Here is a 24,628-nt window from a genome sequence, read left to right as displayed (position 1 = left end):
GTCGACGTCGCCGAAAGTGCCGCGCACGCCCACCACAGCCCCAGATACGGAAGCTGCCGACCGTTGCCGGGCACCCACTCCGGCTCGCCCCGCTCCCCCACTGCCTGCACCCTGCGGGCCACTCACGGCCTTCACCGACAGCCGTGCCTCACCGAGCCAACAACGGCCAACCGGCGCCACGCCATCCGGAGGACGCCATGACGAACACACCAGCCGACGACCTGGCCAAACCCCGGATCGGCCACCAGAACGCCATCGCGGACCTCGACGCCGACCTGCAACGCACAGTCAAACGCACCGCGCACATGCGGCAACTCTTCTACCTTGTAGTACTGCTCGTCGCCCTCGCCGGCCAAGTGTCCGGCGCGGTCGAGGCACTCGGCATCCCGCTCATCTGGGCGATCCCAGCGGTCGGCGCGCTGGAGCTCGGCGGCATCGTCGTGCTCGCCAACGCCGACGTGCGCCGCCGCCTCGGCGAGCGGGCAATCGCGTCGCGGCTCCTGTCCGCGACCATCGCCGCGTTCGCCGTCGCGTTCAACTGGATGGCCCACACCAACAAGCTGCTCGCCGGCTTCTTCGCGGGCATGTCCGCGCTGGGCTACCTGGTCTGGCTGATGCACACCGAGAACCAACGCCGCGACCGGCTCCGCGCCAGCGGTCACCTGCCGCCAACCACCCCCGCCTACGAGGTAATCGGCCACTGGGTCCGCCAACCCTGGCTGACACTGCGCGCCAAGAACCTCGCCAAGGCCGACCCACGGCTCGGGCTCTACAGCTCACTCGCCGCCGCTAAGGCCGAGAAGCGTATGGAGCAGCGCACCAACGCCATCGCCAAAGTGCTGCACCGCAAGATCCGCGCCGCCGTCGACCCGACCGCGGCCGACATCGCGATCAACGTCTACGACCTCGACGAGATCGCGGTGCGCCTCGCCGACGGCGCCGACTACGACGGGCTGACCAAGCTCATCGCCGCGGATTTGGCACCCACCCGGCTCACCAGCGAAACGAGCACACAGCTCGACCAGCCAGCCATCACCGCCGCACGTCCGGCGAACGGCAGCCGCCCGGATCCCCACGGGTCGCTGACTGTCGACTCCTTCGACGGCCCAGCAGCGGCCACCCCGGGGCTCTCGGCCAAGACCAAACCCGCCGCGCCAGCTCCCGGCATCGAACCGCCCCGACCAGCCAACGCGCCGCCACGGCGCACCGATCAGCGGCTATACCAACCGACCAGCCAAGAGGACGCGGCCATGTACCAGGCATGGCAGCGCGGCATCGCCACCGGCCACGAACCCACCGGCGCCGACCTCGCCCGAGCCGCCGGCCGCACCGACGACACCACCGGCACCGGCCGCCGCGCCGCACGCCGCTACCGCGACGCCCACGCCAACCACCACCAGACCGGAGGCCGACAACCGCGAGAGCCACTTCGATGAGGTGTTTAAGATCGCCTTCAAGTGGGGACATTCAGCCGATCGCCCTGGCCCCGCGTCCGTCGCGGAACTCACGGCCACGGGCGCAACGACATGCACACTGCAGCGCACCCGGCCGCCGTGCGCGCGAGCCCAGCCGCCGCACCGTCTGATGCGGGCGAGCGGTCCGGCACTTTCATGCCTTCTTCGGCAGTGGTGACGGTCGGGCGTCGAGGTGGTAGCGCTGGAGGTCGGTGGCATAGCTGGCCCCGCTGGCGTCGAGCGTTCACCGGCCCGTGATCACTCTCCGTATTCACGGACGCGTTGTTCTCACGTACGAACTCCGTCAGCGGCATGTCCGTAAACGTGATCATTGGACGACGGGAGGATGTCCTGCTTCGCGAGACGGCGATCGCCTTCGCGTCCGGGGAAGCGTCGTCAAAACTTGTGCGGACTCTCGTCGCGACATACTTCGTCGGCCGGCCCGTGAACCAGCGAGGAGCGCGCCACAGACTGGTGAAGCAGAGCATCGATATGACCGCACGGTTGGAGGTTTCGTTGGAGCTGGCGCTGGCGCTGAACCGGCTGGCACAGGGACTTGATCCGGTGGAGGGCGGAGTCTCCTGGTTCAACGGGATGGCAGTTGACGATCGCAGGACGGTCCTGCGGAAGCTAGGAAACTTTGTCTCGCAAGCACGGGCGACCGTCGAGGACGGCAGGCTCGCCGTTATCCGGTCCGGAGTACGGCCGACGGTCACTCCAGCGGTGCTCCTGGTGAGGAGTGAACTCAGCGCGTCACTGAGCAAGCTGAGTGGCCTCCCGGAGGCGGAATTGGAAAGGGCCTTTCGACTACTCGTGCTGACCCTCGGCATCGCCGACCAGCGGCGGCGGGCCCTCTTCTGCGCTGACGGCTGCTCGCATTGGTGGCACCATTTGCCGCCAGGGCTACAAGCCGATTAGGCGCTCGCGGGCTGAGAAGTCGCCTTCGATCACCCGTGTGGTGCCATGAGGCACAACGCGCTCGTCTTCGGCGGCAGCAGCACCCGGTACGGCAACGGCCGGGAGTACAACCAGGCCGCCAGCCTGGCCTTGGGCATCGCCACGGGGTTGCGCAAGGCGTCGACCCAGAAACCGGCGGATCCAGGCATCATCGGTGGTGTTGCCGCCTGTTCCCGGCCGGTAGCGACGCCTCGCCGACGACCTCGTGCTTGGGTTGGTGCTCGGCGGCCTGAGCCTCGACGACGCCGTCGACCAGATCCACACCATGCTGCCTGATCTCGTCGTCTACGCGTGATGCTCACAGGATCGGACACCCCGGCCTCGCAGTACCTGCTACCCACTGTGACGGGCTCGGTTCTGCCTCTACGCAACATCCGCGGCATGTGCGGAAATGTGATCGAGGTGCTCGGTGGCACGGTTGTGTGCCCGGGTAGTGAGGGGCATTCGTCGTGTGGGGGTTCATCCGGCAATGCGCGTGCGGGCGGTCATGGTCGCGGCGAGGAGCCTTTCGTCGGCGCGCATTTCGGTGTCGTCGTCACCGATATGGAACCGGGCTCGGCGCGGCGAGGTGATGAACCGATCCAGGCGGTCCAGGATCGGCCGCGCGTGCGAGCCCATCGCGGTGAACACGAGCAGTGCCTTGGATCCGTGCACGTCATCGGACAGGTACGGCGGCAGGACCGCCAGCAGTTCGTCGGCGGCTGCGGGACCTTCCTGCAGCCACAGCGCGCCGGCCGATTCCACTTGCACGCATCCCGGGGTCTTGAACAGGCTTCGCAGTTGGCGGTGCTGGCGCGCGGTCAGCCCGCCATGCTCGGCGAGCCAGGTCAGCGCCTGCGCTGCCAGCCGGTCACGGCGGAGTTCCTCCGGGCGTCGGGCGGGGTACCGTTCGGCCACGCCCCGGTCCGATGTGATCTTGAGTGGGGCTGACGTGGCGCCTCGTGTGGAGTACTGCCGCAGGTGCGGGACCGCGCCCGCGGCGGCGGGACCGATCGCGCCCAGCACGTGGAACGCCCAGTCCGGCGTGTCGTTCACGGCCCCTTCCAGCCTGACGATGAGTTCCGGCACGGCCGGGGCCGCGCCTCTTCTCCCCCGTGAGACACGTCGCTTGGGTCGATGGTCGTGCGCGGATCGATTTCCGGCTGCCCCGTCATTGTGTGCGGCGCACGCCGGTGCGCGCTAGAGAACGTGTTCTGCAAGGATGGCGCCGTGTCGAAGCGCCTGCGGACCCGGGTCTGCGCCGTCCTGCTGTCCGTCCTGCCGCCGCTCGTGACCGGGTGCGGCGCCTCGTCGTCGTCATCGCCGTCGTCGCCAGCGACGACGGCGGGCAGCGCGTCGCCGGCGCCGCCGCCCATCGGGCTCGAGGAGGTGCAGACGCGGCTGCTCGGGGTGGAGCGGCTGGGGGCCGGGTGGAGCGACCAGACCGCGACGAACATCGACGCCGACACCAGGCACGGGGCGCACGTGCCGCGGCTGTGCGCGGAGAAGGAGACGGCGCCGGCCGCCGGGTCCACCTACAAAACCGGACCCGCGATCGGCGACGCGCAGGTGGCGGCCATGAGCGCATCGAAGGACATGGGGCCGCCGGTCGGCCGGCAGCCGCAGTCCCTGACCCAGTTGGCGGCGGCGTTCCCGGGCGAGCAGCCGGCTGAGGCCTTCGTGACCCGGGTGCGCGGCGTCGCCGAGGCGTGCCCGAAGCAGCTGTCGGTGCCGGCCGAGCCGGTCGACGGGGGGCAGCGCACGGCGCCCTATGTCGAGACTGTCGCCGTCGAGAACAAGACCGAGGGCGCGTGGTCCGGGTTCGCGGTGGTGCGCGAGCAGCGCTACGCGTCCAGCGCCGACGCCAACGTCGGGCACATCGCGGTCGCGGTCCTGCGCCAGCGCAACGCCGTCATCATCGTAGAGTTTAGGCTGTACGCCGAGCCGGCCGTCGGCGGCACCTTCGCGCAGCTGTGGCCGCGCTACCTTGGCGAGCTGACGGCGGCCGCCTTCCCGGCGCCCTCCCGCTAGGCGCCGAGCCGGGTCAGCTCGCGGTAGGCGGCGGTGTGGTCGGCGAGCTCTTCGCTGGCGTCGGTGGTCGTGGTCGGCCGGCCACGCCGTTCGTCGACATCCCGGATCGCCGCGCGAGCTCGCGCCAAGGCCTCTTGCTCCGCGACGAACGTGCTCACCTCGTCGGCCCGTCGCCGCAGGCTCGCCCGAATCGGCACGTCCGTTCGGGTATCAGCGCATCCGCCCATCGGCATGGTCGGACGCGGCCGACCATGCCGAAATCCGCTCACGGTCGGTGAAAATCTTTGGGCGACTGTCGAGCGCCAGCAGCGGCAGATGTGCGAACTGGCGCACTGCGAACGATATTGCCGGCGACCGCCCGGCGGTGGATCTGGCGAGCGCCGACCAAGCTAACGTGGAGGCGTGGACGCGCTGCGAGAGGGCCCGCTGCACATCGCCGCCCAGGGCGGCGATGTGCAGCACGTCGCTCGGTTGATAGCCGAGGGCACTGTCGTCGACGCCCGGAACTACCGCATGTACACGCCGTTGCACCTCGCCGCCGGGATAGGGGCTTCCGAGGTCGTCGCGGCGCTGCTGACCGCCGGCGCGGACGCCGGGGCCCTTACGACATTTCAGAGCACGCCGCTGCATGAAGTCGCCCGTGGTCGAGTCGGCACTGGCGATGCTCGCGTGGAGATCATCGACAGGCTTCTCGAAGCCGGCTGCCCACTCAACGCGGTCGACAGCACCGGACGCACCGCGCTGTGGTACGCGGCGGCCACCGGTACCACGCCATGGTCTCCCGAACAGCAGGCCACCTGCTTCCGCGTCCTGCAACACCTGCTGCATCGAGGCGCTGATCCCAGCATCGCAGCACGCGGCATGCAGGGCCGGCCGATCGACGCGGCCCGGGGAGTGCACCAAGCCAAGAAGTACCGAATCGAATGGGCTGAGGGCGCCACGTTGCTGGAGCAGCACGGCCAGTGAACCGCTCAATTCCCGATCGGTGAAACTCAGGCGCCCGACGCGCGCTCATCCGCATCTTGTGGACCGGAAGCCTCGATTCTCGCCGTCGCTGTCACTCGCTGTGACGAGGGACATCCTGCCGCCGCGCAGCATCCGCGGCAGATCCGCGCACGTGACCTTGAATCCGCGTGGTGCGCCGGGTGTGAAACGTGCCTCGACTGGAGCGAGCGGCGGCACCATTTGGCCGCGCTCGGCGCGGAGCCGCCTGGCGCGGATGGTGGAGTGAGCTGCGCTGAATACGCGTCGAGGAAGCCGGCCGGCGGGGTGGCTCCCGTGTTTCGGCTGCGGACCCTCATCAGGACTCAACGCGACCGGGCGCGGGGTGTAGGGGCCAGGATCGGGATACTGGCCGCTGTGACGATCAAGGCGCTGATCTTCGACTTTGACGGCCTGCTGATGGACACGGAGACCACGCTCCTGGAGAGCTGGCGCTGGGAGTGGCGGCGGCACGGTTTGGAACTCGACACGGCCGGCTTCTTCGCCGACCACGGCGGCGACGCGAACGAGCCGCGTTACGCCGCGCTGGCCGCGGCGGTCGGACCGGCCTATGACCGCGAGTCCAGCCACGCGCGGCGGATGGCGCACCGGGCGGAACTGAATGCGGTGCTGGAGCCGACACCTGGCATCGTCGGCTGGCTCGACCGGGCCGCGCAGCTGGGGCTCCGGCTGGCGGTGGCGAGCAGCTCCCCGATCACCCACGTAGGCGCGATGCTGGATCAGGCCAGGCTGCGAGCCCGGTTCGAGGTACTGGCGACCGGCGAGGAAGTGGCCGCGCACAAGCCGCATCCGGCTGTCTACCTGCTGGCGCTGGACCGGCTCGGGCTGCCGGCGAAAGAGGCGGTCGCCTTCGAGGACACCGCGCACGGCGTCGCGGCGGCGCACGCGGCCGGGCTGCGATGCGTGGCAGTGCCGAACCCGCATGCTCACGACGCCCGCTTCAAGGCAGCGGACCTGCTGCTTCCCAGCGCCACAGACCTCTCCCTCGACGCTGTGCTGGCCCGGCTGGCCGGGCGCGTGGGCGGTCCGCGGTAAGTGGAGCCGGCGCACGTCGGTGGCGTTTTCCCTGCTCAGCCGTAACGAGGTAGGCCAGCAGGGCGACAGCAAGTTACGCACGGTGCGGACTGGGCCTACAAGGTAGGCCGTCCCGGGCAACCTGGTTCCACGGGACGGTCATAACCGGCCCCGCCCATGTCTAACGCCGCCGCCATCGACATAACTATGAGTAGTCGCAACCTGGCGACAATCGAGCGGACGCGCGTCATCGCGGCAGATGTACGCACCCGATCAAACCGCCGCGACGCCCCATGCAGGGGCCTTGTGTGCCTAGGATCACGGCGTGATTTCGGATGGGTCAATCGGGTTGGGGCGGCCGAGCTGGCCCATCACACCCCTGGAAGGAGTCGGACCGTTGCGATTCGGCATGACTGCGGAGGAAGCTGCCGCAGCGCTGCCCGAAGCGCGTCAGCTGTACCGCTTCGAGGCTGACCCTCGTTCGCCGGAAGTGGTGGGCTTGGCGATGGGGTGGCACTCGGCACAACCCGCGTTTTATGAGTACTTCCTAGGCTCGGGACAACTGTTCTGCGTGGCGGCGGACGCTGTTCGCGGACCACTGATGTCGTTGAACGGAGCCCAGCTGACGGGGAGCGATCCGCCTGAGCTGCAGCAGTGGTTGCTGGGCGTGTCCGAGTCCATGGACGTTGCTTTGCGCTTCGGGCCGCGAACCAATCCTGGTATTGAAGAGCTGGGTCTGGTCCTGCGTGTACAGCGCGCTGCCGATGGAGTGGTAACCCGTCCGGTGCTGGTAGGTCGTGAGTGGTCCGAACGCTGCGTCGATGACTACGAAAGCATCATTCCCGAGAGCGAGTGGACCGGACTTCTGTGGCCTGACGAGCGGGATCCAGAACGAGCGGAGACGTGGCCCGCGGCTGGAGAATTGCCTTCCTGGTACGGACGGTGGGCGCCACCATTTTAGGCCACGACGATGGCCCAACAGTCACCGTCCGCGACGAGTCCGACGGCCGTCGCGCACCAACGGCGGCATGAGCGCGCACGTCTGCCAGCGACCTTAAGGTGGGGGCGTGGCTTTGACCGGTCGGCCCGAAACGGCCGAGCAGTGGCGGGTCTACCTCGCCGGGTACAGCGCAGACTTCCTCCGCGTCGCCGATGCCGATCGGCTTCACCAGCTAGGGGAGGAACGGCGGGCCTCTGGGTGGCTTGGATTCGCCGGTGCGGGCGAGGACGCGCTCGCCGCCGTCGAAAAGCGCCTCGGGGTGGCGCTCCCGCCGGGGTACCGCGCGTTCCTGGAAGCCTCGGACGGGTGGCTTGAGATGGGGCCCTTCGTATGGACGATGCGGACTACGGCCGACGTCGGATGGCTGCGGGATATCGAGCCCGGAAGGTGCGATGCGGGTGACGAGGACGACGAGCTGATGGCCCGGGCGCTGCTGGTGTCCGCCGACGCGGACGCGTGCTACTGGCTCCTCGATCCCGCGGACGTCAGCGAGAGCGGGGAGTGGGCGGCGTACGTCTGGGCGTCATGGTATCCGGGCCTCAGCGACCGCTTCGACTCGTTCGCCGATCTGGTCGCCGCCGAGCGGGATTCGTTCGAGGAGCTCAACGCTCGCGAGGGACGGGCGGTCGAGCCCGCCGGGGCGGCTGAGCTGGTCGCCGAGGGGCGGCGCATGGCACTGCGGGGCGATGCTGAGGGGGCGGCCGAGCGGTTCGAGGCGGCAACTCGCAAGGGGTCGGGAGCGGGGCAGTACCTCGCCGTGGTCGTAGGGGCGTTCCTGCGGCCCGACGTGCACCACAGGATCCGCAACGACGTACTCGCGCATCCGCACGTGGTCGAAGCGGTCGGCGCCGAGCGAGTACGCGCCGAGCTCGTACCGCTGTTCCTACAGCGCGAGTCCGGCGCGTGGGCCCGGCGGCTGGTGACGCAGGCGCTCGGCGAGGCCGGCGACGCGCCGGTACCACCAGAGCCGCCCGAGTTCGCCGCCGCACTCGAACAGGCCCGCGAGTTCGCGCGCCGAGGCGACACCGAGGCAGCCTGGTCGGTCGTGGCGGCGGCTGTGCCACGGTGGCACAGCGACGACCCACTGTGCATTGCACCCTTGACGCTGCTCACCGATCCGGTGCTGAGTCCGCTCATCACCCCGCAGCGCGCCGCCTGGATCGCCACCACTCCGAGAGGCGACGATCACTGACTGATCCGGCAAATGTCGTGATCTCGGCAGCTAGGAACCTGCCACGGTCCCGGGTCCCGGCGACGACCCTCCCGATCATTGATTCAGGGCTGCTCGACAAGCGCCGGAACCATCGGGGCGCCCAGCCGGCTGTAGCTGGGACCATGTCCGTGAGCTTCCACAGACCGACCCTTGCAGCCATGATCACGTGCACGGACATCGGCAGGACAGGAAGTCTTGGCCTCGCCGCGCTGGTCACCCGCTGTAACGTGCACGTGCCTGCCGCCGCGCACCAACGGCGGCATGAGCGAGCGGCTAATCAAGCCCTCAGTTGAAGCCGCTGCGCTGCGTCGTCAGCGTCGTGGTCGACCAGGCCACTTGCGGGACGATGTCGCTGCCGTGCGGGCACGGGCGGCCTGCGTGTGCGGCTGCGACACCGTCAGCCCAGCGTTGCTCGATGTCGGGATAGCGTGCTCGGTACCGTTCGGCGTAGCGGTGGATGAGGTCGGGCCGGCCGCGGGAGGCCAACCATTCCAGCAGTGCGACAGGGTTGTTGGTGCAGACTCCGGCGCGTGAGCCGACGATAGTGTCGGGGTCACTGGCTTCGGCGAACCACGGCAAGACACCCTCGCGGACCATCGCGACGAACCGCTGCAGGCGCCCGGCCCGCTCAACAGGTTCGGCCAGGTCGATGTCACCGTCCGAGGCGTCGCCGTACACGTAGCCGTTGGCTCGGCCCGACGCGTACCCCAGCAGGTGGGCGCAGACTAGGTCCTGATCGGCCGGCCCGCCGACCAGATACGGGTGCGCTACGTAGCCGCCACCGCCGCAACGCCGGATCCTGTACCCCCACATACGTGGCGATCCAGATAGACCCGCCGGTGCGGTTGAACGAACTCGGCTGCAAGGAAATCCGGTGCACGATGCCGTCGGCGTCCCGCTGGACATCGCGAGTTTTGACCAACCAGCGGAATCCGTGCTCGGTCAAGGCCTCAGCGATCCAAGCACCAGCAACATCAACCACGTCACGAGGCCGACGAGCAGTCATCAGCTCCTGATCAAGTGTCACCCGGCAAGTCAACCACCCGCCGCAACGTGGCCTGTCGTCCGAGACACTACGCCGCGCGCCCAGCGGCTACTTATCTAATTTGATCTACGACCTGTGCCTGGCCAGGCTGGGTCGAGGTGATCGGCGGGTGGCTCTCACAAGCGGCTGTCCACTGCACGTGGGTGTGACTCTCTCATGGCTTGCACCCGCCGGTCACCGTGGCCTGGAGTGGCTCAAGAGGGGTATGCCCAGCTCAAAGTAGCGTTGCCCTCCTCGCCGATCGTCCACAGTGTACGAGCGAGGAGAGGCAGCGGATGAGTCGTGTGGTGATCGGGTTGGACCCGCACAAGCGGTCCGCCACGATCGAGGTCATCAACGAACGCGAGAAAATCCTGGCGCAGGGCCGGTACGCCACTGACACCGGCGGCTACGCGCAGATGCTGGCAGCTGGTCGCCGGTTCCCGGACCGGACATGGGCGGTGGAAGGCTGCGCCGGGATTGGCCGGCACATCGCCCAACGCCTGGTCGCCGACGGTGAGACCGTGCTGGACGTGCCGCCGAAGCTGTCGGCACGCGTGCGGGTGTTCGACACCGGTCAGGGCCGCAAGACCGACCCGGTCGACGCGCACAGCGTGGCTGTGGCCGGCCTGCGCAGCCCAGACCTGCGCCAGGTCCAGCCCGACGATGCCACGGTCGCGCTGCGGTTGCTGGTGGACCGGCGTGACGAACTCGGCTACGCCCGCGCCGAGACCGTGAGCCGTATTCACCAGTTCCTGCTCGAGCTCGTGCCGGGCGGTGCGAAGAAGTTCCTCACCCGGGGCCAGGCCAGCTACCTGCTGCGCACCGCTCCGGAGCCGGTCGGCATCGTGGCTGAGACCCGCCACCGGCTGGCCCGCGAGCTCATCGACGAGCTCACCACGATCGACGGCAAGATCAAGGCCGCCGATAAACAGTTGCGTGACCTGGTTGCTGCGGCCGGGAGCACCCTGACCGGGCTCAACGGCATCGGCCCGTCCGGCGCCGCCCGTCTCCTCGGCGACATCGGTGACATCGACCGGTTCCGCACGGCCGGGCACTTCGCGTCGTGGAACGGCACCGCCCCGATCGACGCCTCCTCAGGTGACCAGAAACGGCACCGGCTGTCCCGAGCCGGGAACCGGCGCATCAACCGGGTCCTGCACATCATGGCCATCGTCCAACTCCGCCACGACACCCCCGGCCGCACCTACTACCGCCGCCGCCTCGCCGAGGGCAAGACCACGATGGAAGCGCTCCGCGCGCTCAAACGCCACCTGTCCGACGTCGTCTTCAAACGCATGCTCCACGACGTCGCACGCGCCCGGACAAGCGAGGCGGCGGGCCCAGCAGGACAACCGGGAACGACTCTGCAATCCAGCGCGACCGGCCCAATCCCGACAGCCGGCTCTTCGGACAAGTCACAAACCGAACCCGCCAACACCAAGCCTAGAACATTCCTCACTCCAACCCCTTGACCTAGAGGGGAGCCATGTGTGCGCACTGGATCAACTGGCCGCATCCCCCGCGGCCACAGCCGATCGCATCCCCAGACGGGCTCTGGCTTGCGAGCCTCGGCTGATATCCGCGACCGTTGTCATATGTCAACAGGGCAATCGAGCGACGAAGGCAAGAAGGCCGCCGATCGAGCGGCGCTGGAACAGATCCTGGGACGTCCGTTGCCGCGCGAGTGGCCGTCCGGGTCCATGCCGTCCGGTACGCGGGTTCGAGTCGTCAAGGACGCGGATTGGGACGGGCCGTGGAGACACGAGTTCCTCGGCACCATCGACGACATGGGCGCGCCGGAGCCCGTCCTGCACGATCGTGCCTGGCCGGGCGAGCTGAAGTACTGGATCACGTTCGACGAGCCACAGTTCGACCACGCCGGCGACGGGCCATACCGCAAGGCCCAGATCTGGTCCAGATATCTGCAGCTCGCCGGAGAACAAAACGACGCACGGCCATGACCGCACCGGATCGCAGCCATGAGCGTGTACCGTCGCCGATCGCTACAGCAGGTCGAAGAGTGTCTCGATCCTCGCGGCCAGGATCAGGTTGATGTCCCCGTCCACCCAAATGCTGACCACACTACCGCCGACGGCACGGGCCAGGTAAGCCGACAGCGGCGGCACTCCCGATAGCGGATAGCTGAACCAGCTCTCGACCGACTCATCGTCAGTACGCTCCAGAGCGCCGGTGAGCGCGACCTCGTCGAGGTCGTCGTAGCTGTACCCGATGTAGGCGCTGACGAGCTCGAGGAACCGAACGACGTTGCCCTCGAACACCCAGCCCGCGACGGACGCTATGGGGGAACAGTAGGCGTCGCTCGCCGCTGTCTACCCGACAGGCGCGCTCCGTCTCCCGCGCGTCATCGAATCCGAGGGCGGTCAGCGGATCCGGATGTCTGATCAGGTCTGCGTTCTTTGCCGACCGGTCAGGTTCATGGTGCGGGTTGGAGCTGAACGAGAATCATCCAGTTGTCGCCATCAGCGCGGTACGCCGCCTGGACCCGGTATGCGCTCGGCTCCAGATCGACGACGAGATGGTTATCCGCCTCCAGCTCAGATCCAGGCCACGCCGAATCGAACAGCACGACCGGCCCGTCCACCACCCAGCGGACATCTTCATCGGCGTCCCATTCCACGCCGTCACGTATCGCACGGCGCGCGGCGCGCACCAGATCGTCTTCCTCGTACGCCCGCCGCCCACCGCAAGAACAGCCGTTCCGAGGGCAAGTACGTCGTCATCGCCGGCTCGTCGCCCAGGACGAGCGCCTGCCGCTCGCTGATGGCGACCACACCGATGTATCCATCGATCGCGCACGCTCGGCCGTAGTCGCCCCAGTCCTCCAGGGGTCCATCTGTGGTATCGGCTCCGGTCCACAGCGATAGGGCCGATTGCGGAGCGACGAGCAGCGGCCCGCCGGCCGACGAAACCCATGTGTACTGCAACGACGCCACCCTCCTACGCCGATCTTGCCAGGACGAGCGTGATGCCTGCATGCCCGCCGCGGCCTCAACGTAGTCCAACGCCCGGAGCGTTGACCGCCCGTGCTGCCGTCGGCGATCCTGCAGTACGGAGACGACAGCAAGAGCAGTGAACGCCGCGCGATGACAGCGGCATAGCGCGCATCTGATCAAGTCATGAGCAGCCGAGTCGATGCGTCGCGATGGGCGTTGCGTTGACGGATCATCAGCGGGCAGAGTGCATGTATGTCCGCGCAGTACTACCGCAATCCTTCGGTGGCCTATGGCGCTTTGCCGCGTTGGCTGGCCCGGTTGCTCGAGGCGAAGGACGCCGCAGCGCTGGGGCATCAGGAGGCATTGCGGTCGTTCGTCGAGGGCCTGGTGGCGTTGGAGCCGTCGGGGTCTGTGCGGTTGATCTGCCAGCTGCTCGATTTCCATGGGCAGCGGGCAGGCTGGAATCACCTGGATCGGCATGTGCGGCAGCGGTTCGGATGGCATGCGGCGGCGATTGACGAGGTCGGCGGCCGGCTCTTCGACGGGACTGCGGGACCGGTGAGCTGGGTGCTGGCTGGGATGCACCCGGACGGCCGTGTCCGGCAACGGGCGATCGACGCCATCTGCACCGGCCCGCTCGCGGTGACGGGACCGGTGCATGGACTGGCTGACGGCGTCGGCGCCACGGCTCCGATCAGCACTTCTGGATGGGTGTCATCGTGGGACTTCCTGGAGCCGAAGACCGACAAGGGGCCGTTGGCGATCTTGATGCCGGTCGTCATGCTGCGCTCGGTTGACTGGGTCGAAGAGGTTCGTGACGCCTCCCGAGCAGCGCTGCGAACGCGGGTGCTCGCCGATGCACGCTACCTGCCGGCCGCGTTGTGGTGCCTTCCGCTCATCGCCGGACGTACCCGCGGGCACCACGCGGTGGCAACGCTGCGTGAAGCGCTCACGGTCGCTCCCAGCTACCTGCGCGATGCCCTGTCCCGGGCCGTCGACCCGGCGATCGCACGAACAGCGTCGGACCTGTGCCGGGACGCCGGGTCGGACCCAACAGGTTAGGGCTCCTCCGCGGCCCAATTGGACATCTCCCGGACGACACCCCGTAGCCGGAAACAGGGACGGTTGGCGGCGAGAGGTGACAAGCGACCGGTCTGACTATGCGACGGCCGGATCGCGGCAGACATCCGTGCCCGTGACCAAGGGGCGGCTGTCGTCCGTCAGCGCAGAGCTGGCCGCCCATACAGATGCCGCCGCGCAGTTGATCTGCAACGTGCGCTACTTGCACCTATGGAAGAGCTGGTAGCTGAGCGAGGGACACCTGGTGAGGAAGCGCCAGCCAGCTCACGCTTTTCGCGGACCAGTACAGATGCGACTCCGACGCCATCTGCGCGGGCGTTCGGTGATCCGACGGGATGGTCGTGTCGAAGTCGACATGCAGCAACCCCGAAGAGTCGTGAACTAAGTGGGGGTCGGCGAAGAGCACCCAGCTGAAGGTGTTGACGTCCACCACGCGCCAGTCCCGGACACCGAGCATGCCGATCAACAGCGTGACCCACGCTGAGGTGGCTTGCTCCCGCACGTCAATCGCGAGTCGGGTGCGGCTGAGGGCCGAAGCTGGCCCGAAGCCGTGTTCTTGCAGCACCTGGCGGACACACGCATCATGAAAGCAAAGCGGCTGGTGAGCTGCGGCAGCGTCTCTGGTGTGAGCTGCTGCCACTCTTCCGCGATTACCGCTGACACCCTAGCGGTCGCCGGCGTCACGCAGCAGGCGGTGGTCACGTTGCAGTGGACGGCGGATGCCGACGTTTGGCGCGGCTGCGCCCTTACCTCGCAGCATGAGCGCCACGCGCGCTCATCGGCATGGTCGTGAGTCGTGGTCAGGTTCCGGAGGCCATGTAGGCGGCGAGGATGTAGTTGGGGTGGCGGCCGAGGTTGTTGCGGGCCCGGTCGTAGCGCATCGTGGTTCGGGGGTCGGCGTGGCGGGCGGCGATCTGGACGTCGCGGAGGCTGACCCCGGCGTCGAGCATGGTCGTGACGAACGTGTGGCGGAGCATGTGCGGGTGCATCCGTGGCATCCGGACGCCGGCGGCCGCAGCCAGGTGTCTGAGTCGCCGGGTGGCGGCGTGACGATCCATGCGCCCGCCGAGCATGTTTCGCAGGATCGGTCCGTCGGTGCGGTCGCCGACGGCGCGTTCGATTGCCCGGGCTACCGCTGGCGGCAGCGGCACCAGGACGACCTTGCCGCCTTTGCCGCGGACGCGCAGGACGCGGTGGCCGTGTTCTTCGCCGAGGTCGGTGATGCTGGAACCACAGGCTTCGAAGATCCGTAGCCCGAGCAGACCGAGGAGCGCAATCAGCGCGAAGTCGTTCGGATTTGCCGACAGCCGGGCGGTGGTGATCAGTGCCTCGAACTGCAGATGCCCGAGCCCGAGCGTCGGTGACTCGGCGGGGACTGTTGGCCGGCGGACGTAGTCGGCGGGTGAGTGCGGCAGGATGCCGTCGATCACGCAGGTCCGGTAGAAGCCGGTCACGATCGACAGGCGCCGCGAGACGGTTGATGGCTGGTAGCAGCGTACGTCCTGCAGCCAGCGCACGTACCGTTCGATGTCGACCCGGATCGCGGCGAGCGGGTCGAGTTCGTGGTCGGCGCACCAGCGCAGGAAGATCCGCAGGTCGGACTCGCTGTGCTGCCGGGTCAGGCCGCGGTAGCGACCGAGATAGGCCGCCACCGCGGCCCGCAGAACAAGCTCACCCGAAGGCTCGAGGCGGGCGCTCGGGACAGGAAATACAGCCATGCACTACGGTGCGTCACCAGCCTCGATGAACGCCAGCACTCCCGCCGCGGCAGATGCGTGCATCGGGGTCACACATACGCGTGACCCCAACCTATGACCCACTGGCAGCGACCTGCCGCTTGCCGAACTTACGGCTACGGTGGATAGGTCTGGGATCAGTACAGAGGGTGCTTACGGCACGTTCCAGGCTGTCAGCGTTAAGTCGAAGACGCCGCGGTCACCCTGTGCTGTGACCGAATCGAGGCTCATGAACACGATCTTTTGTTTGACTCCCTGACTTGCCGCCGTCTTGCTATCGGTTACGAAGCAGAGCACCAATCCCTTCGCGGCGGCGATCGGCAGATGGACCGGCTGGGTGCGTACCTGCTCGAGGCAGTCCGCTGGTGTGGCGTCGACGCTCGGCACCGCCGCTTGCGTGAGACTGGAGTTCAGCGAGCCTGGATTGCAGCCGGACAGACGCACATCAGTGCGGTCACTGGCGGCGTCCGCTCTTGGTTCGTCGAAGTCAATCCCAGTGGTAAAGTTGCCATTGTCGACGCAGCCGGGCGTTTCGGCGCGCAGATGTTGGCGCTGGTAAGCGGCAGAGTAGGTTGGGCTTGGAGCGGTGGACGGCCGGGTCGGGGAGGCACTCTCAAGCTCGGCCACACGCTTCTTCAGCGATGCATTTTGACTCTCCAACACCTGCACCTGCTGCCGAGATGTGTCGACTTGCCGACTAGCAGCGTCGTTTCTCTTTGCGAAGAGCCCAACCGCGACTCCCAGTGTAGTTGCGATCGCCGTCAAGAGACCAATCGCCGCTGCCGCCACCTTAAGCTTCAACTCGACGCGTTCAAGTCGGGCTTTCTGGTCAATCTTGGGTGGATACGAATGTATCGCCACTAAGGTATCCCCTTCGGCTGCGGTATGCGTCGCACGGCCAATTCGAAGCGTTGATTTTGCTATTCCGATCGGCGGCAAATAGATCGGTTCATCGGAGCATAGTAGCTTGCACCTCAACGATTCACGCAGCTCTCACCACCGGGCCACCGCGGCAACTGTGCGTGCGCGATCCACGCGACGTTCGCTACGGGTACATCGCAGCAGAGCCATGTCCGGATTGATACACCCGTTCGGCGGAAACGGCATCCGCTCATCGGCATCTTGTTGACCCGCCGAGTCAGTCACCGTCTGCGACGAGCAGTGGCCAGCCGCCGCGCACCAACGGCGGCATAGAGCGCGCACAGGGCCCCACATCGGTCCCCGACGCCGAGCCTGGGCCGGTGACGATCCACTCGACTAGGGAGGCTTCCAGCTCACAAAGACGGATGCCCAATTGCCACAAGGACGTCGTCGGCATCCGCGGAATCACCGGCGGCATCCATCGATCATCGCTACTGCCGCGACAGCAGCCGCGCTGCGCGCGACCGGCCGCATGAGCGGATGCCAAGAACAGCGGCCGCCTCGATGCCGTGAAGGCGGAGACGAAACGACCAGCGGGAGGCGTGGTCGAGCTCGGATTCAGGCGAGCCCTAGCTGCCCCCGGTGCTGCCGCCCGGCAGGATGACACCACGGTCGAGGTATATGGTCAACTCTCGAGCCGCCGGAAGTCGCTTCGAATAACGCCGTGCTCGGCGGGTGTCACCCAGCAGCGAAAGCGCTGGCCAACTAGGTCGGCCACGTCGATCTCAAGCTGCATTGCCAAGACGGCAGCGTCGGTCCGGTAGACCTTTAGAGGATCTGTGACTGTCTGGAAGTTCGCGATTCCTCCGCGCAGGCCGACCACCGTGTACTCAACCTGCCTGCCGGTTTCCGAAGCAGGGCCGGCAAGCCACTGATGTGCGTGCCTGTCGTCCATCGGCTGGCCACAGACACCGCACCTGGGCAAGTGGACCGGAGCGATCACGGCGTGGACCGTATCGCCGCGCCGTCGCCGCCGCAACCGCGGCCAACTTAGGGCCGCCGATCTGCGACCCGCTCGACCGGTCTTGCGGGCTCGTCGACGGCTGACACTCCCCGTCCGGCATCAACATGTTGCTGTCGCTCATCCGCTTGATCATGACAGGCTGCCGCCCGTTCGAGACATCCGCTCATCGGCAGGACAGGAAGTCTTGGCCTCGCCGCGCTGGTCACCCGCTGTAACGTGCACGTGCCTGCCGCCGCGCACCAACGGCGGCAGATCAGGACGTCGGGCGCTGAGCCGGCCACTCGTGCCAGCAGCGATCACAATCCGGCATCGTGCAGTGCATCCAGCCGCCGCAGATCTCATCCGGTTCCCACAGCACGTGCTCGCGGATCGGGTGCGGGCACTGGTCACACACCACCGGCGGCGAGAGCCGCTCAGGTCCGCGATCGGTCACCGCCACATTGTCACCCGCGCTTCTTGGCGAGTCAGTGTGGTGGCCCGGTAGTCCAGCGTTGCCACAGACTCAAAGGATCGCCATATGATCGTCGCCGTGCGCACCACTGCTTCCAGCCCGATCGACATACCGGAGGTCTTTCCGCAGGTCGTGCCTTTCGCCATGACAGCCGTAAGGCTGCATCCCAGGCTTGGAGCACCGACCGTCGAACAGAGTTCGATGGGGGGTCCGCTGCTGTGGCCGGTGAAGGAACCTTGGCCGACATGCGATGGGCCGGAACCGTACGACCACCTCGACAACCAGCCATCTGAGGCCGAGGTGCCGCTTGTCCCGGTGTTGCAGCTGTTTGCTGAAGACCTTCCCGAGCTTCCGTTTCCCGCCGGCACGGACATGCTGCAGGTGCTGTGGTGCCCGTTCGATCACCAACCGTGGAGTTCGCCTCGACCTGAACTGAGGTGGCGCCGCCGCGCTGATATCGGCGCTAGGCTGCAGGAGTTGCCCGAGCCCGACGAGGAGGCGGACGCCCAGTACGTACCCGACCCGTGCGTCTTGGACCCGGAACGCGTCACCGAGTACCCGAGCCGCGACCTGCCCGAGGTTGTCTGGTTGCAGATCAGGGGCAACGTCGCGCGGATCGAGCGGGAGACCGGCTGGCAGTACGAGACCGATTTGGCGGTCGCCTCCGGTACGAAGGTGGGCGGCTATCCTGGTTGGACCCAGATGCCGGACTGGCCGGCATGCGGTTGTGGCGTGCCCATGGAGCATCTCCTCACGGTGGCGAGCTGGGAGTTCAGTCGGGGCGACGAGCGGCGTTGGATTCCCCTGCAGGACCGCCCGGCGATGGACGGATGGGGCTTCGATGCCCCTGATGATCATCCATGGCGACGTATCCAGAACCCGGCCGGTTTGATGCTCGGCGACGTCGGCGGCATTTACTTGTTCATCTGCTTGAGCTGTCCTGACCGGCCGTTCGACTACCGATTCGACTGCTCCTGATCAGTCGGTTGACTACGGTCGGCGGGTGGTCGGGTGCGCGCTCATCGGCAGGACGGGAAGTCCTGACCTCGCAGTGATGTTACTCGATGTGATGTGCGCCGGCTGGCCGCTGCGCACCAACGGCGGCATGTTCGGAAACGCGATCACGTATGGTCGGCAGCGGCGCCGGATACGGATGGCGACTTCCTCTGGACTTCCGCGGTCGGCTCACCTATTCTGGTCGACGGGCTGAAGCGCCGGCCCATCGCCCGAGCTGATGCAGCTCGCTGGCCAAGGTTCATGGAATCGCGCCTCTGTTTCTGCGTGCAGAGGAGGCTGCGACGTTGGCATCAAACAAGCCGGCACCGAGAGGGCTTGCCATCTTTCCTGCGGCCACAGTGAGTGGCGCGGTCGCGTGGGCGATCACTGCCGACGCTGTGGGTGTGATCCTGTTCGCTGGAGTGGTACTAGCGGCAGTAATCGCCATCATCGGGGGATCCTGTTGGATCTTGTCGGACGACGACCGGTCGAACCGCCTCGCTTTGCTGATCAAGAGATTCCGTGAGCGATAATGTCAACCTATTTAAGATTCCTGATTAAACGCAGCGCACGATTCTCAAGCGCGATCGATTGCCATGCAGAGGGTTAAGCCGCCGAAGCGCGTTACGAAGCATGACAGTCGTGCACGCATTGCCGCCCTGAGCTCAGGTCGGCCGGTCCCCAGGGCCCTGGCAGGATCATCGCAATGAGATCACTAGGCGTTACCTCTGGGTCAACTTCGATCACGCTCGTATCAACAAAGGTCGCAGCCCTGACGGCATTCCAGAGTTCGGCAGCTACATCATCCTCGTCGGACTCAATATTTGTGCTTGCAAGGATCAAGCCCGCTCGAAAGGTGCCGTGAGGCGTGTAGCCATCACTTCTCGTGAGTGACAGGAGGATGCGCATTAAGCGCCATCCTGAAGGCATGACTTATTGGGTCGATATGAGGCCCCCGCAGGCCGGGTTGACCAGAAACAGGGTATCCCATCGCAATGCGGCGGTGGCGATCATGAAACTCCCGCATAGGTGAGGCTGGATATGAATACTACCGGCTGCCACAAGACTCAGTCAGGGCCGTACCTGACCTTGGTTTGACCCGCCGGTCGTCTGAGCTCGAGTCGCCGACGTGGAGTTCGGACGCTTCCGGCCGATCGCCGATTTAGGCTGACTGATGTTCACTATCATCGGCAGATCCGGTAGCCGCCTTCGCTAGCTTCCGCTACTCAACGTCACCGTAGGAACGTCGATGGAAGATCAACATCCGACTCGCCATTCCACTCGTGGTTCGTGGCCTTGGTCGTGCTGAAGTTCACCGGTTGGGCGTTTGCGTTGCTCGGCGCGGCGGCAGTCAGTGGCCTAATTCGGCCACGATGAGGAGCAGATCCGGCACGGGTGAGGACTCACCGAGATTGGCCGACCGCTCATCGGCAGGACAGGAAGCCTCGGCCTCGCCGAGCCAGCCACCGTCTGTGACGAGCACCGTCCGGCGAGCGCGCACCACCAGCTGAGGCTGGTGGTGGTGCTCACGTCCAGCTGTTGATTGCGCTGAAGTCGTTGGGGGGGGCAACAGTTGTAGAGGGACGCCAATGTTGCATCTGTTGCAATGAGCCATTTTCAAGCTGACCTGGCAGCTCGGGGCGGGTGTGACAGGCCCGGGGATCGATGAGGGCGAGGCTCCAGGTAAGACAGCAGTCGACCAAGATCCGATGCCCCGACCGGGAGCCTCGCTGTGCTGTCTTACCCCGCCACGATCCCGCTGTCCAGCCGTACCCTCAACGACCTCGCCGACCGCATCCGCCAGCACCGCAACCAGCATCGATCCCGGTGGCGGCGCCTCGACCCGGGCCGGCAGGCGCTGCTCGCCCTTGCCCACCTCCGCAACGGCGACACCTACAGCCGCCTCGCCGCCGGGTTCGAGGTCGGCGTCGCGACCGCCTGGCGATACGTGCAGGAAGCGATCACCCTGCTCGCCGCGGCCGCCAGCGACCTCAGCACAGCGATGGCACGCATCCGCACCCTCGCATACGCGATCCTGGACGGCACCCTCATCCCGATCGACCGGGTCGCCGACCAGCGGCCGTACTACTCCGGCAAACACCGACGACACGGCGTCAACGTGCAGGTCATCGCAGACCCCACCGGCCGCCTCGTGTGGACGTCGCCGGCGCTGCCCGGCGCGACCCACGACCTGACCGCCGCCCGCACCCACAACATCATCGACGCGCTGAGCGCCGCCGGCGTGCAGACGCTCGCCAACAAGGGCTACCAAGGCGCCGGCGGGACCGTACGCACCCCGTTCAAACGCCACCGTCACCGGCTGAAGCTGTCGCGCCGGCAGAAGGCGGTGAACAAGGCCCACGCGAAGATCCGGGCCTGCGGCGAACGCGCGATCGCCACCCTCAAAACCTGGAAGATCCTGGCGAAACTCCGCTGCTGCCCACGCCGAGCCACCACGATCGTGCAAGCCATCCTCGCGCTACACCACGTGGAGACCAGGCACTACACACGATGAAAATGGCTCAATAAAAGCTATTTGACGATGCGGCGGATGATGGAGATTCCGTTGGCCCAGCCAGAAACCTTGGAGATCTTGACTATGTCTCCAGTGTGTGGTGCCTGCACCAGCAGGTCATTGCCGAGGTATAGCCCGACGTGGCCGGGGTGGTCCGGGGTGCCGTTGCTGCCGGGGATGAACAGCAGGTCGCCCGGCTGAATTTGGCTGACGTCTGAGACTGCGGTGCCGGCGGAGATCTGCTCGAAGGTGGTGCGGGGAATGCTGATGCCGGCCGCTCGGTACGCCTGCTGGACCAGCGACGAGCAGTCGCATTGGTGCGCCGGATTGCCGGAGTGCGCGGCGGTGCAGTCGCCGCCGAAATGGTACGGCGTCCCCAACTGGCCCAACGCCCAGAAGATGGCGGTGGCCACCGCCGGTGGCGTCGTGGGCGGCAGGCTGTAGTCGGCTGGCAGCGGCACCGTATCGCCGCTGGCCTGGCCGTCGCCGCCGTCCCCGTCGCAGTCGAATCCGACGGTGTCGACGGGGCTGGCGCTGCTGTCCCAGAACGTGCCGGTGCCGATCGTGTTGACCAGCATGCTGGCGTCTGGCTCCCACTTGGCGAATGCGTCCGGTGTCGCGCTGCGCTGAACCGCCTGCGCGGCGTCGGTCAGCGCCATGGTCTGCCAGTTCGGGACGGTGAGGAGCTTGGTGAAGAACTGCTGGCTGGCGTACACGGGGTCGTGGAGTAGCTCGGGGGTGCCCCAGCCTTGGCTGGGCCGTTGCTGGAACAATCCGATCGAGTCCTGGTCGTCGCCGGTGGGGTTGCTGAGGCTCGACTCCTGGATCGCGGTGGCTACGGCGATGACCCAGCCGCGGACTGGGACGCCCATCTGGGCGCCGACCGACACGATGGTGGCGGCCGTGGCGACCTGGTCGCGGCTGTACGCCCCGGTCGGCGGCCAACTGCCGGCGGGGACGGTCAGCGTCTGGCCGCCAGCGGGCATGGGCAGGCCGCATCCGGCGGCGCCGAACAGGGCGGCGCCGGCGAGCGCGCAGACCACGATGACGCCGAGGAGCGCCGCGACGATTGCGGCCAGGGCCTTGGAGGTCACGGTGCCACCTGCACCGCGGGTCGGGGACGGTGCGCTGGTGCGGGGTGGCGCGGTTGTTGTCTTGTCATGGAAGCCTCCAGAAACGGAAAAGGGCCCGATATGCGCGGCCCGGACGAGGGATGAAGCCTTCAGAAACGAAAAAAAGGGCGCGATACGCGCACCGAGCGGCCCGGTGAACGGGACAGCAGCACGGCCAAGGATCGCGTTCGAGACGTCCTTCCGTGAACGTGCAGTGCGCCGTCGCAGGCTTCAGTCGCGCGGCAGCGCCACGATCCCGCTGCAGTCGGCATGCTGGTCGCCACACCATCGGCGTGCCGGTGGTGTTGGGGTTCGGCCTGCAGCTGTGGTTGGTTGGCACGCCGCTGCGTCCCGCGGGCTGGTGCGCGCGACGCGGGCCCGGGCTTGGTCGAGCCCGGTACGAACTGGTCTCGTGTGCCTCTGGCGAGCAGGATCCGTGAGGTCGGCAGCGGGTGCTGGCCAGGTGGGCGGGACCGGTGTGCTCGCCGGGTCTGTCATGGGCGGCGTCGCGGCCGAGCGTGGACACAGGGAGTGGATGCTGGCGGGCGGCGCGACGGTGCGCCGGGCCACGGGGTGGTGGCCCGGCGCACGCTGCGGTGGTCAGCTCGTCGGTGTCGGGGGGTGGGGCAGGTGGCCGTTGCTGCGGGCCAGTTGAGCCAGCCGCACGGCGGGTGGGGTCGGCGAGTTCAGCAGGCCGGTGGGCCCGACGCTGCGGATCCACTGGGCTTGGCGGAGGGAGATGTCGTGCAGGTCCGCGAAGGCTTGCAGGTCGATGTCGGGCTCGGCGGCCAGTTCGGCCCATAGCTGCCGCCACCGGTCGTAGGCAGCCTGGTTGGTCGGAATCCGGCGTAGTACGTCCGTGGGTGGCATCGCCTGCCCCACGGTTGGCGCGGCGTCCAGGCCGTCGCTGTCACCGTTGACGGCGGCGGCCAGCGGCGGGGGCACCAGGTCGGCGCCGATCACGCGGGCCCAGCCGATCACGTCGGCGTGAGCGCTCAGCGCGGCGGCGACGGCGTCGATGTCCAGTGTGGTGGCCGCGATCGCAGCCCGGACCGGATCTTCGTGCCGGGATCGGATGAGGGTTTCGACGTGCTGGGCGAGCGCGGCACGGCGCCGCTCGTCGCGCAGCTGGGCCCGGGCGGCGTCGAGGGACTCGTGCAGGGTGTAGCCGTACGCGAGTGCGAGGGTGCGGGCGCGGCGGGTGACGGCGGGCTCGCGCCACCACTGCGCGAGTCCGTAGACGGGGGCGGTGTCGGCCAGCTTGCCCACGGCGCGGAGCGCGTCGCGGCGGCGGGCTGCGGCGTGCAGCAGCCAGACGCAGTATGCGAACACGCCGAGGCCGCCGAACACGACGGCCAGATAGGGCACGTCGGCGTGCCCGATGATGTTGATGGCAACGCCGGTGGTGACGGCGCCGGCGGACAGGACCCGCCAGCTGTAGGCGGTTTCGCCGAGGCGTTGCCGGGCGTCGGCGAACGCTGAGGTGACGACGCCGCCGAGGTCGATGACGGCGGCGAACGGGGTCACCAACGCTGCGCGCCACCACCAGTCCAGGGAAGCGGGCCAGGGCGGTGTTTGCACGCCGACCCAGATCTGGCCGATGGTGGAGCCGACCGCGGCGATGCAGTAGAACACCCAGGCCGCGCGTTCGGCGGCCTGGCTGTGGTTGACGATGTCGGTGCTGTAGGCGGTGTCGCCGGCGTTCATGCGCCACCTGCCCGGCGGCGGGAACGGTCGGTGATCGAGTGCACTGGGTTTCCTCCTGCACGAGATGTGCAGGCGCAGCGCCCCCATCACGGCGGGACGCTGCGCCTGGCAAGGCGTGGACGTCCCGCAGGTGCGGGCACCGGGGTTCAGCGCCCGCCGCCGAGGTGGCGTGCAGACACGGTCGTGTGGCCGATCAGGGATGCCCGGACACGTGACCGGCCGGTGTCGCCGGGCTGTGGTGCGGTACGAGCCGGTGGCCGGTGTGGGCTAGCCGAGCGGGGCGGTCTGGTAGCGCTCCGGTCGCTGGGTGGTGCGGACGGCCAGCGCCTCGTCGACGAGCCGCCGACAGATCTTGATGATCGCGCCGCGGGAGGTGCGCCGGTCCAGGGCGTTGGCGAGCTCGGCCGGACTGAAGTCCAGCGCCGGATACTGCCGCAGATGGGCCAGCACCATCGCATACAACTGCCCGGCGGGCAGCGCCGGGCGCCGCGGCGCAGACGGCCCTACGCTGGTGT

The 24,628-nt window shown here is 67.6% G+C and carries 26 protein-coding genes; 12 read left to right on the top strand and 14 right to left on the bottom strand.

Annotation, left to right across the window (positions count from 1 at the left end; all coding sequences use genetic code 11):
- Window positions 1-143 precede the first annotated feature (143 nt).
- Together AC6JBM_RS04675 and AC6JBM_RS04670 are read left to right on the top strand one after the other, a co-directional pair.
- The gene (locus AC6JBM_RS04675) at window positions 144-1,436 is read left to right on the top strand and encodes a hypothetical protein (RefSeq protein WP_497982392.1); all 1,293 of its coding nucleotides are present in this window, start codon (window positions 144-146) and stop codon (window positions 1,434-1,436) included.
- A 330-nt stretch (window positions 1,437-1,766) separates the two neighbouring features.
- Window positions 1,767-2,372 (top strand): DUF5958 family protein, encoded by a 606-nt coding sequence (locus tag AC6JBM_RS04670; protein ID WP_497982391.1) that lies wholly within the window; start codon window positions 1,767-1,769, stop codon window positions 2,370-2,372.
- Window positions 2,373-2,870: 498 nt separating this feature from the next.
- Here the strand turns inward: AC6JBM_RS04670 and AC6JBM_RS04665 are convergent, their stop codons facing one another.
- On the bottom strand, window positions 2,871-3,479 hold the full coding sequence (locus AC6JBM_RS04665) for a hypothetical protein (RefSeq protein WP_497982390.1): 609 nt from the start codon (window positions 3,477-3,479) through the stop codon (window positions 2,871-2,873).
- A 141-nt stretch (window positions 3,480-3,620) separates the two neighbouring features.
- Between AC6JBM_RS04665 and AC6JBM_RS04660 the strand changes: the two genes are divergently transcribed.
- The gene (locus AC6JBM_RS04660; protein WP_497982389.1) at window positions 3,621-4,421 is read left to right on the top strand and encodes a hypothetical protein; all 801 of its coding nucleotides are present in this window, start codon (window positions 3,621-3,623) and stop codon (window positions 4,419-4,421) included.
- On the opposite strand, the gene AC6JBM_RS04655 is transcribed toward AC6JBM_RS04660, so the two are convergent.
- Window positions 4,418-4,618, bottom strand: a complete 201-nt coding sequence (locus tag AC6JBM_RS04655) for a hypothetical protein (protein ID WP_497982388.1) — start codon at window positions 4,616-4,618, stop codon at window positions 4,418-4,420. The genes AC6JBM_RS04660 and AC6JBM_RS04655 overlap by 4 nt on opposite strands.
- Window positions 4,619-4,631: 13 nt before the next feature.
- Window positions 4,632-4,754 carry a hypothetical protein gene (locus tag AC6JBM_RS04650; RefSeq protein WP_497982387.1) on the bottom strand — a complete coding sequence of 41 codons (123 nt, stop codon included), beginning with the start codon at window positions 4,752-4,754 and terminating at the stop codon, window positions 4,632-4,634.
- 69 nt (window positions 4,755-4,823) lie between these two features.
- On the opposite strand from AC6JBM_RS04650, the gene AC6JBM_RS04645 reads away from it, so the two are divergent.
- The 4 genes from AC6JBM_RS04645 (at window position 4,824) to AC6JBM_RS04630 (ending at window position 8,629) form a co-directional block, all read left to right on the top strand.
- Window positions 4,824-5,387: an ankyrin repeat domain-containing protein gene (locus AC6JBM_RS04645; protein ID WP_497982386.1), complete on the top strand. Its 564-nt coding sequence runs from the start codon at window positions 4,824-4,826 to the stop codon at window positions 5,385-5,387.
- Between the two features lie 393 nt (window positions 5,388-5,780).
- Window positions 5,781-6,458 (top strand): HAD family hydrolase, encoded by a 678-nt coding sequence (locus tag AC6JBM_RS04640; RefSeq protein WP_497982385.1) that lies wholly within the window; start codon window positions 5,781-5,783, stop codon window positions 6,456-6,458.
- Window positions 6,459-6,834: 376 nt separating this feature from the next.
- Window positions 6,835-7,398: a hypothetical protein gene (locus tag AC6JBM_RS04635; RefSeq protein WP_497982384.1), complete on the top strand. Its 564-nt coding sequence runs from the start codon at window positions 6,835-6,837 to the stop codon at window positions 7,396-7,398.
- Between the two features lie 112 nt (window positions 7,399-7,510).
- Window positions 7,511-8,629, top strand: coding sequence for an SMI1/KNR4 family protein (locus AC6JBM_RS04630; protein ID WP_497982383.1), 1,119 nt, complete (start codon window positions 7,511-7,513; stop codon window positions 8,627-8,629).
- Between the two features lie 306 nt (window positions 8,630-8,935).
- On the opposite strand, the gene AC6JBM_RS04625 is transcribed toward AC6JBM_RS04630, so the two are convergent.
- Window positions 8,936-9,328 carry a hypothetical protein gene (locus AC6JBM_RS04625; protein ID WP_497982382.1) on the bottom strand — a complete coding sequence of 131 codons (393 nt, stop codon included), beginning with the start codon at window positions 9,326-9,328 and terminating at the stop codon, window positions 8,936-8,938.
- Window positions 9,329-9,970: 642 nt separating this feature from the next.
- On the opposite strand from AC6JBM_RS04625, the gene AC6JBM_RS04620 reads away from it, so the two are divergent.
- Together AC6JBM_RS04620 and AC6JBM_RS04615 are read left to right on the top strand one after the other, a co-directional pair.
- Window positions 9,971-11,149 (top strand): IS110 family RNA-guided transposase, encoded by a 1,179-nt coding sequence (locus AC6JBM_RS04620; RefSeq protein ID WP_497982381.1) that lies wholly within the window; start codon window positions 9,971-9,973, stop codon window positions 11,147-11,149.
- Window positions 11,150-11,272: 123 nt separating this feature from the next.
- Window positions 11,273-11,638 carry a hypothetical protein gene (locus AC6JBM_RS04615; protein ID WP_497982380.1) on the top strand — a complete coding sequence of 122 codons (366 nt, stop codon included), beginning with the start codon at window positions 11,273-11,275 and terminating at the stop codon, window positions 11,636-11,638.
- 42 nt (window positions 11,639-11,680) lie between these two features.
- On the opposite strand, the gene AC6JBM_RS04610 is transcribed toward AC6JBM_RS04615, so the two are convergent.
- From AC6JBM_RS04610 to AC6JBM_RS04600, 3 genes are all read right to left on the bottom strand, one after another.
- On the bottom strand, window positions 11,681-11,956 hold the full coding sequence (locus AC6JBM_RS04610; protein WP_497982379.1) for a hypothetical protein: 276 nt from the start codon (window positions 11,954-11,956) through the stop codon (window positions 11,681-11,683).
- Between the two features lie 155 nt (window positions 11,957-12,111).
- Entirely contained in the window at window positions 12,112-12,315 is a 204-nt protein-coding gene (locus AC6JBM_RS04605; RefSeq protein ID WP_497982378.1) for an Imm21 family immunity protein, read from the bottom strand.
- 4 nt (window positions 12,316-12,319) lie between these two features.
- Window positions 12,320-12,700 carry an Imm21 family immunity protein gene (locus AC6JBM_RS04600; RefSeq protein ID WP_497982377.1) on the bottom strand — a complete coding sequence of 127 codons (381 nt, stop codon included), beginning with the start codon at window positions 12,698-12,700 and terminating at the stop codon, window positions 12,320-12,322.
- A gap of 183 nt (window positions 12,701-12,883) precedes the next feature.
- On the opposite strand from AC6JBM_RS04600, the gene AC6JBM_RS04595 reads away from it, so the two are divergent.
- The gene (locus tag AC6JBM_RS04595; RefSeq protein WP_497982376.1) at window positions 12,884-13,693 is read left to right on the top strand and encodes a hypothetical protein; all 810 of its coding nucleotides are present in this window, start codon (window positions 12,884-12,886) and stop codon (window positions 13,691-13,693) included.
- 226 nt (window positions 13,694-13,919) lie between these two features.
- Here the strand turns inward: AC6JBM_RS04595 and AC6JBM_RS04590 are convergent, their stop codons facing one another.
- From AC6JBM_RS04590 to AC6JBM_RS04575, 4 genes are all read right to left on the bottom strand, one after another.
- Window positions 13,920-14,276 carry a hypothetical protein gene (locus AC6JBM_RS04590; protein ID WP_497982375.1) on the bottom strand — a complete coding sequence of 119 codons (357 nt, stop codon included), beginning with the start codon at window positions 14,274-14,276 and terminating at the stop codon, window positions 13,920-13,922.
- A 235-nt stretch (window positions 14,277-14,511) separates the two neighbouring features.
- Window positions 14,512-15,363: a tyrosine-type recombinase/integrase gene (locus AC6JBM_RS04585; protein ID WP_497982374.1), complete on the bottom strand. Its 852-nt coding sequence runs from the start codon at window positions 15,361-15,363 to the stop codon at window positions 14,512-14,514.
- A 237-nt stretch (window positions 15,364-15,600) separates the two neighbouring features.
- A complete protein-coding gene (locus AC6JBM_RS04580) occupies window positions 15,601-16,308 on the bottom strand; it encodes a hypothetical protein (RefSeq protein WP_497982373.1) in 708 nt (235 codons plus the stop codon).
- Window positions 16,309-16,993: 685 nt separating this feature from the next.
- Window positions 16,994-17,311 carry a hypothetical protein gene (locus AC6JBM_RS04575; protein ID WP_497982372.1) on the bottom strand — a complete coding sequence of 106 codons (318 nt, stop codon included), beginning with the start codon at window positions 17,309-17,311 and terminating at the stop codon, window positions 16,994-16,996.
- Window positions 17,312-17,849: 538 nt separating this feature from the next.
- On the opposite strand from AC6JBM_RS04575, the gene AC6JBM_RS04570 reads away from it, so the two are divergent.
- Together AC6JBM_RS04570 and AC6JBM_RS04565 are read left to right on the top strand one after the other, a co-directional pair.
- Entirely contained in the window at window positions 17,850-18,761 is a 912-nt protein-coding gene (locus AC6JBM_RS04570; protein WP_497982371.1) for a hypothetical protein, read from the top strand.
- Window positions 18,762-20,511: 1,750 nt separating this feature from the next.
- Window positions 20,512-21,294, top strand: coding sequence for a transposase family protein (locus AC6JBM_RS04565; RefSeq protein WP_497982370.1), 783 nt, complete (start codon window positions 20,512-20,514; stop codon window positions 21,292-21,294).
- A 17-nt stretch (window positions 21,295-21,311) separates the two neighbouring features.
- Here AC6JBM_RS04565 and AC6JBM_RS04560 read toward each other — a convergent pair whose 3' ends face one another.
- The 3 genes from AC6JBM_RS04560 to AC6JBM_RS04550 form a co-directional block, all read right to left on the bottom strand.
- A complete protein-coding gene (locus tag AC6JBM_RS04560; RefSeq protein ID WP_497982369.1) occupies window positions 21,312-22,388 on the bottom strand; it encodes a C40 family peptidase in 1,077 nt (358 codons plus the stop codon).
- Between the two features lie 618 nt (window positions 22,389-23,006).
- Window positions 23,007-24,113: a hypothetical protein gene (locus tag AC6JBM_RS04555; protein ID WP_497982368.1), complete on the bottom strand. Its 1,107-nt coding sequence runs from the start codon at window positions 24,111-24,113 to the stop codon at window positions 23,007-23,009.
- A 267-nt stretch (window positions 24,114-24,380) separates the two neighbouring features.
- Window positions 24,381-24,566, bottom strand: coding sequence for a hypothetical protein (locus AC6JBM_RS04550; protein ID WP_497982367.1), 186 nt, complete (start codon window positions 24,564-24,566; stop codon window positions 24,381-24,383).
- Window positions 24,567-24,628 lie beyond the last annotated feature (62 nt).

It is taken from the genome of Dactylosporangium thailandense, assembly GCF_059739745.1.
This window is presented reverse-complemented; position numbering and strand designations above follow the sequence as displayed.

Excerpts from the sequence above, each read along its gene's own strand:
- AC6JBM_RS04670 (WP_497982391.1), top strand. The coding sequence starts at position 1,767 with ATGTCCGTAAACGTGATCATTGGACGACGGGAGGATGTCCTGCTTCGC.
- AC6JBM_RS04620 (WP_497982381.1), top strand. The coding sequence starts at position 9,971 with ATGAGTCGTGTGGTGATCGGGTTGGACCCGCACAAGCGGTCCGCCACG.
- AC6JBM_RS04615 (WP_497982380.1), top strand. The coding sequence starts at position 11,273 with ATGTCAACAGGGCAATCGAGCGACGAAGGCAAGAAGGCCGCCGATCGA.
- AC6JBM_RS04595 (WP_497982376.1), top strand. The coding sequence starts at position 12,884 with ATGTCCGCGCAGTACTACCGCAATCCTTCGGTGGCCTATGGCGCTTTG.
- AC6JBM_RS04570 (WP_497982371.1), top strand. The coding sequence starts at position 17,850 with ATGATCGTCGCCGTGCGCACCACTGCTTCCAGCCCGATCGACATACCG.
- AC6JBM_RS04555 (WP_497982368.1), bottom strand. The coding sequence starts at position 24,113 with ATGAACGCCGGCGACACCGCCTACAGCACCGACATCGTCAACCACAGC.
- AC6JBM_RS04550 (WP_497982367.1), bottom strand. The coding sequence starts at position 24,566 with ATGGTGCTGGCCCATCTGCGGCAGTATCCGGCGCTGGACTTCAGTCCG.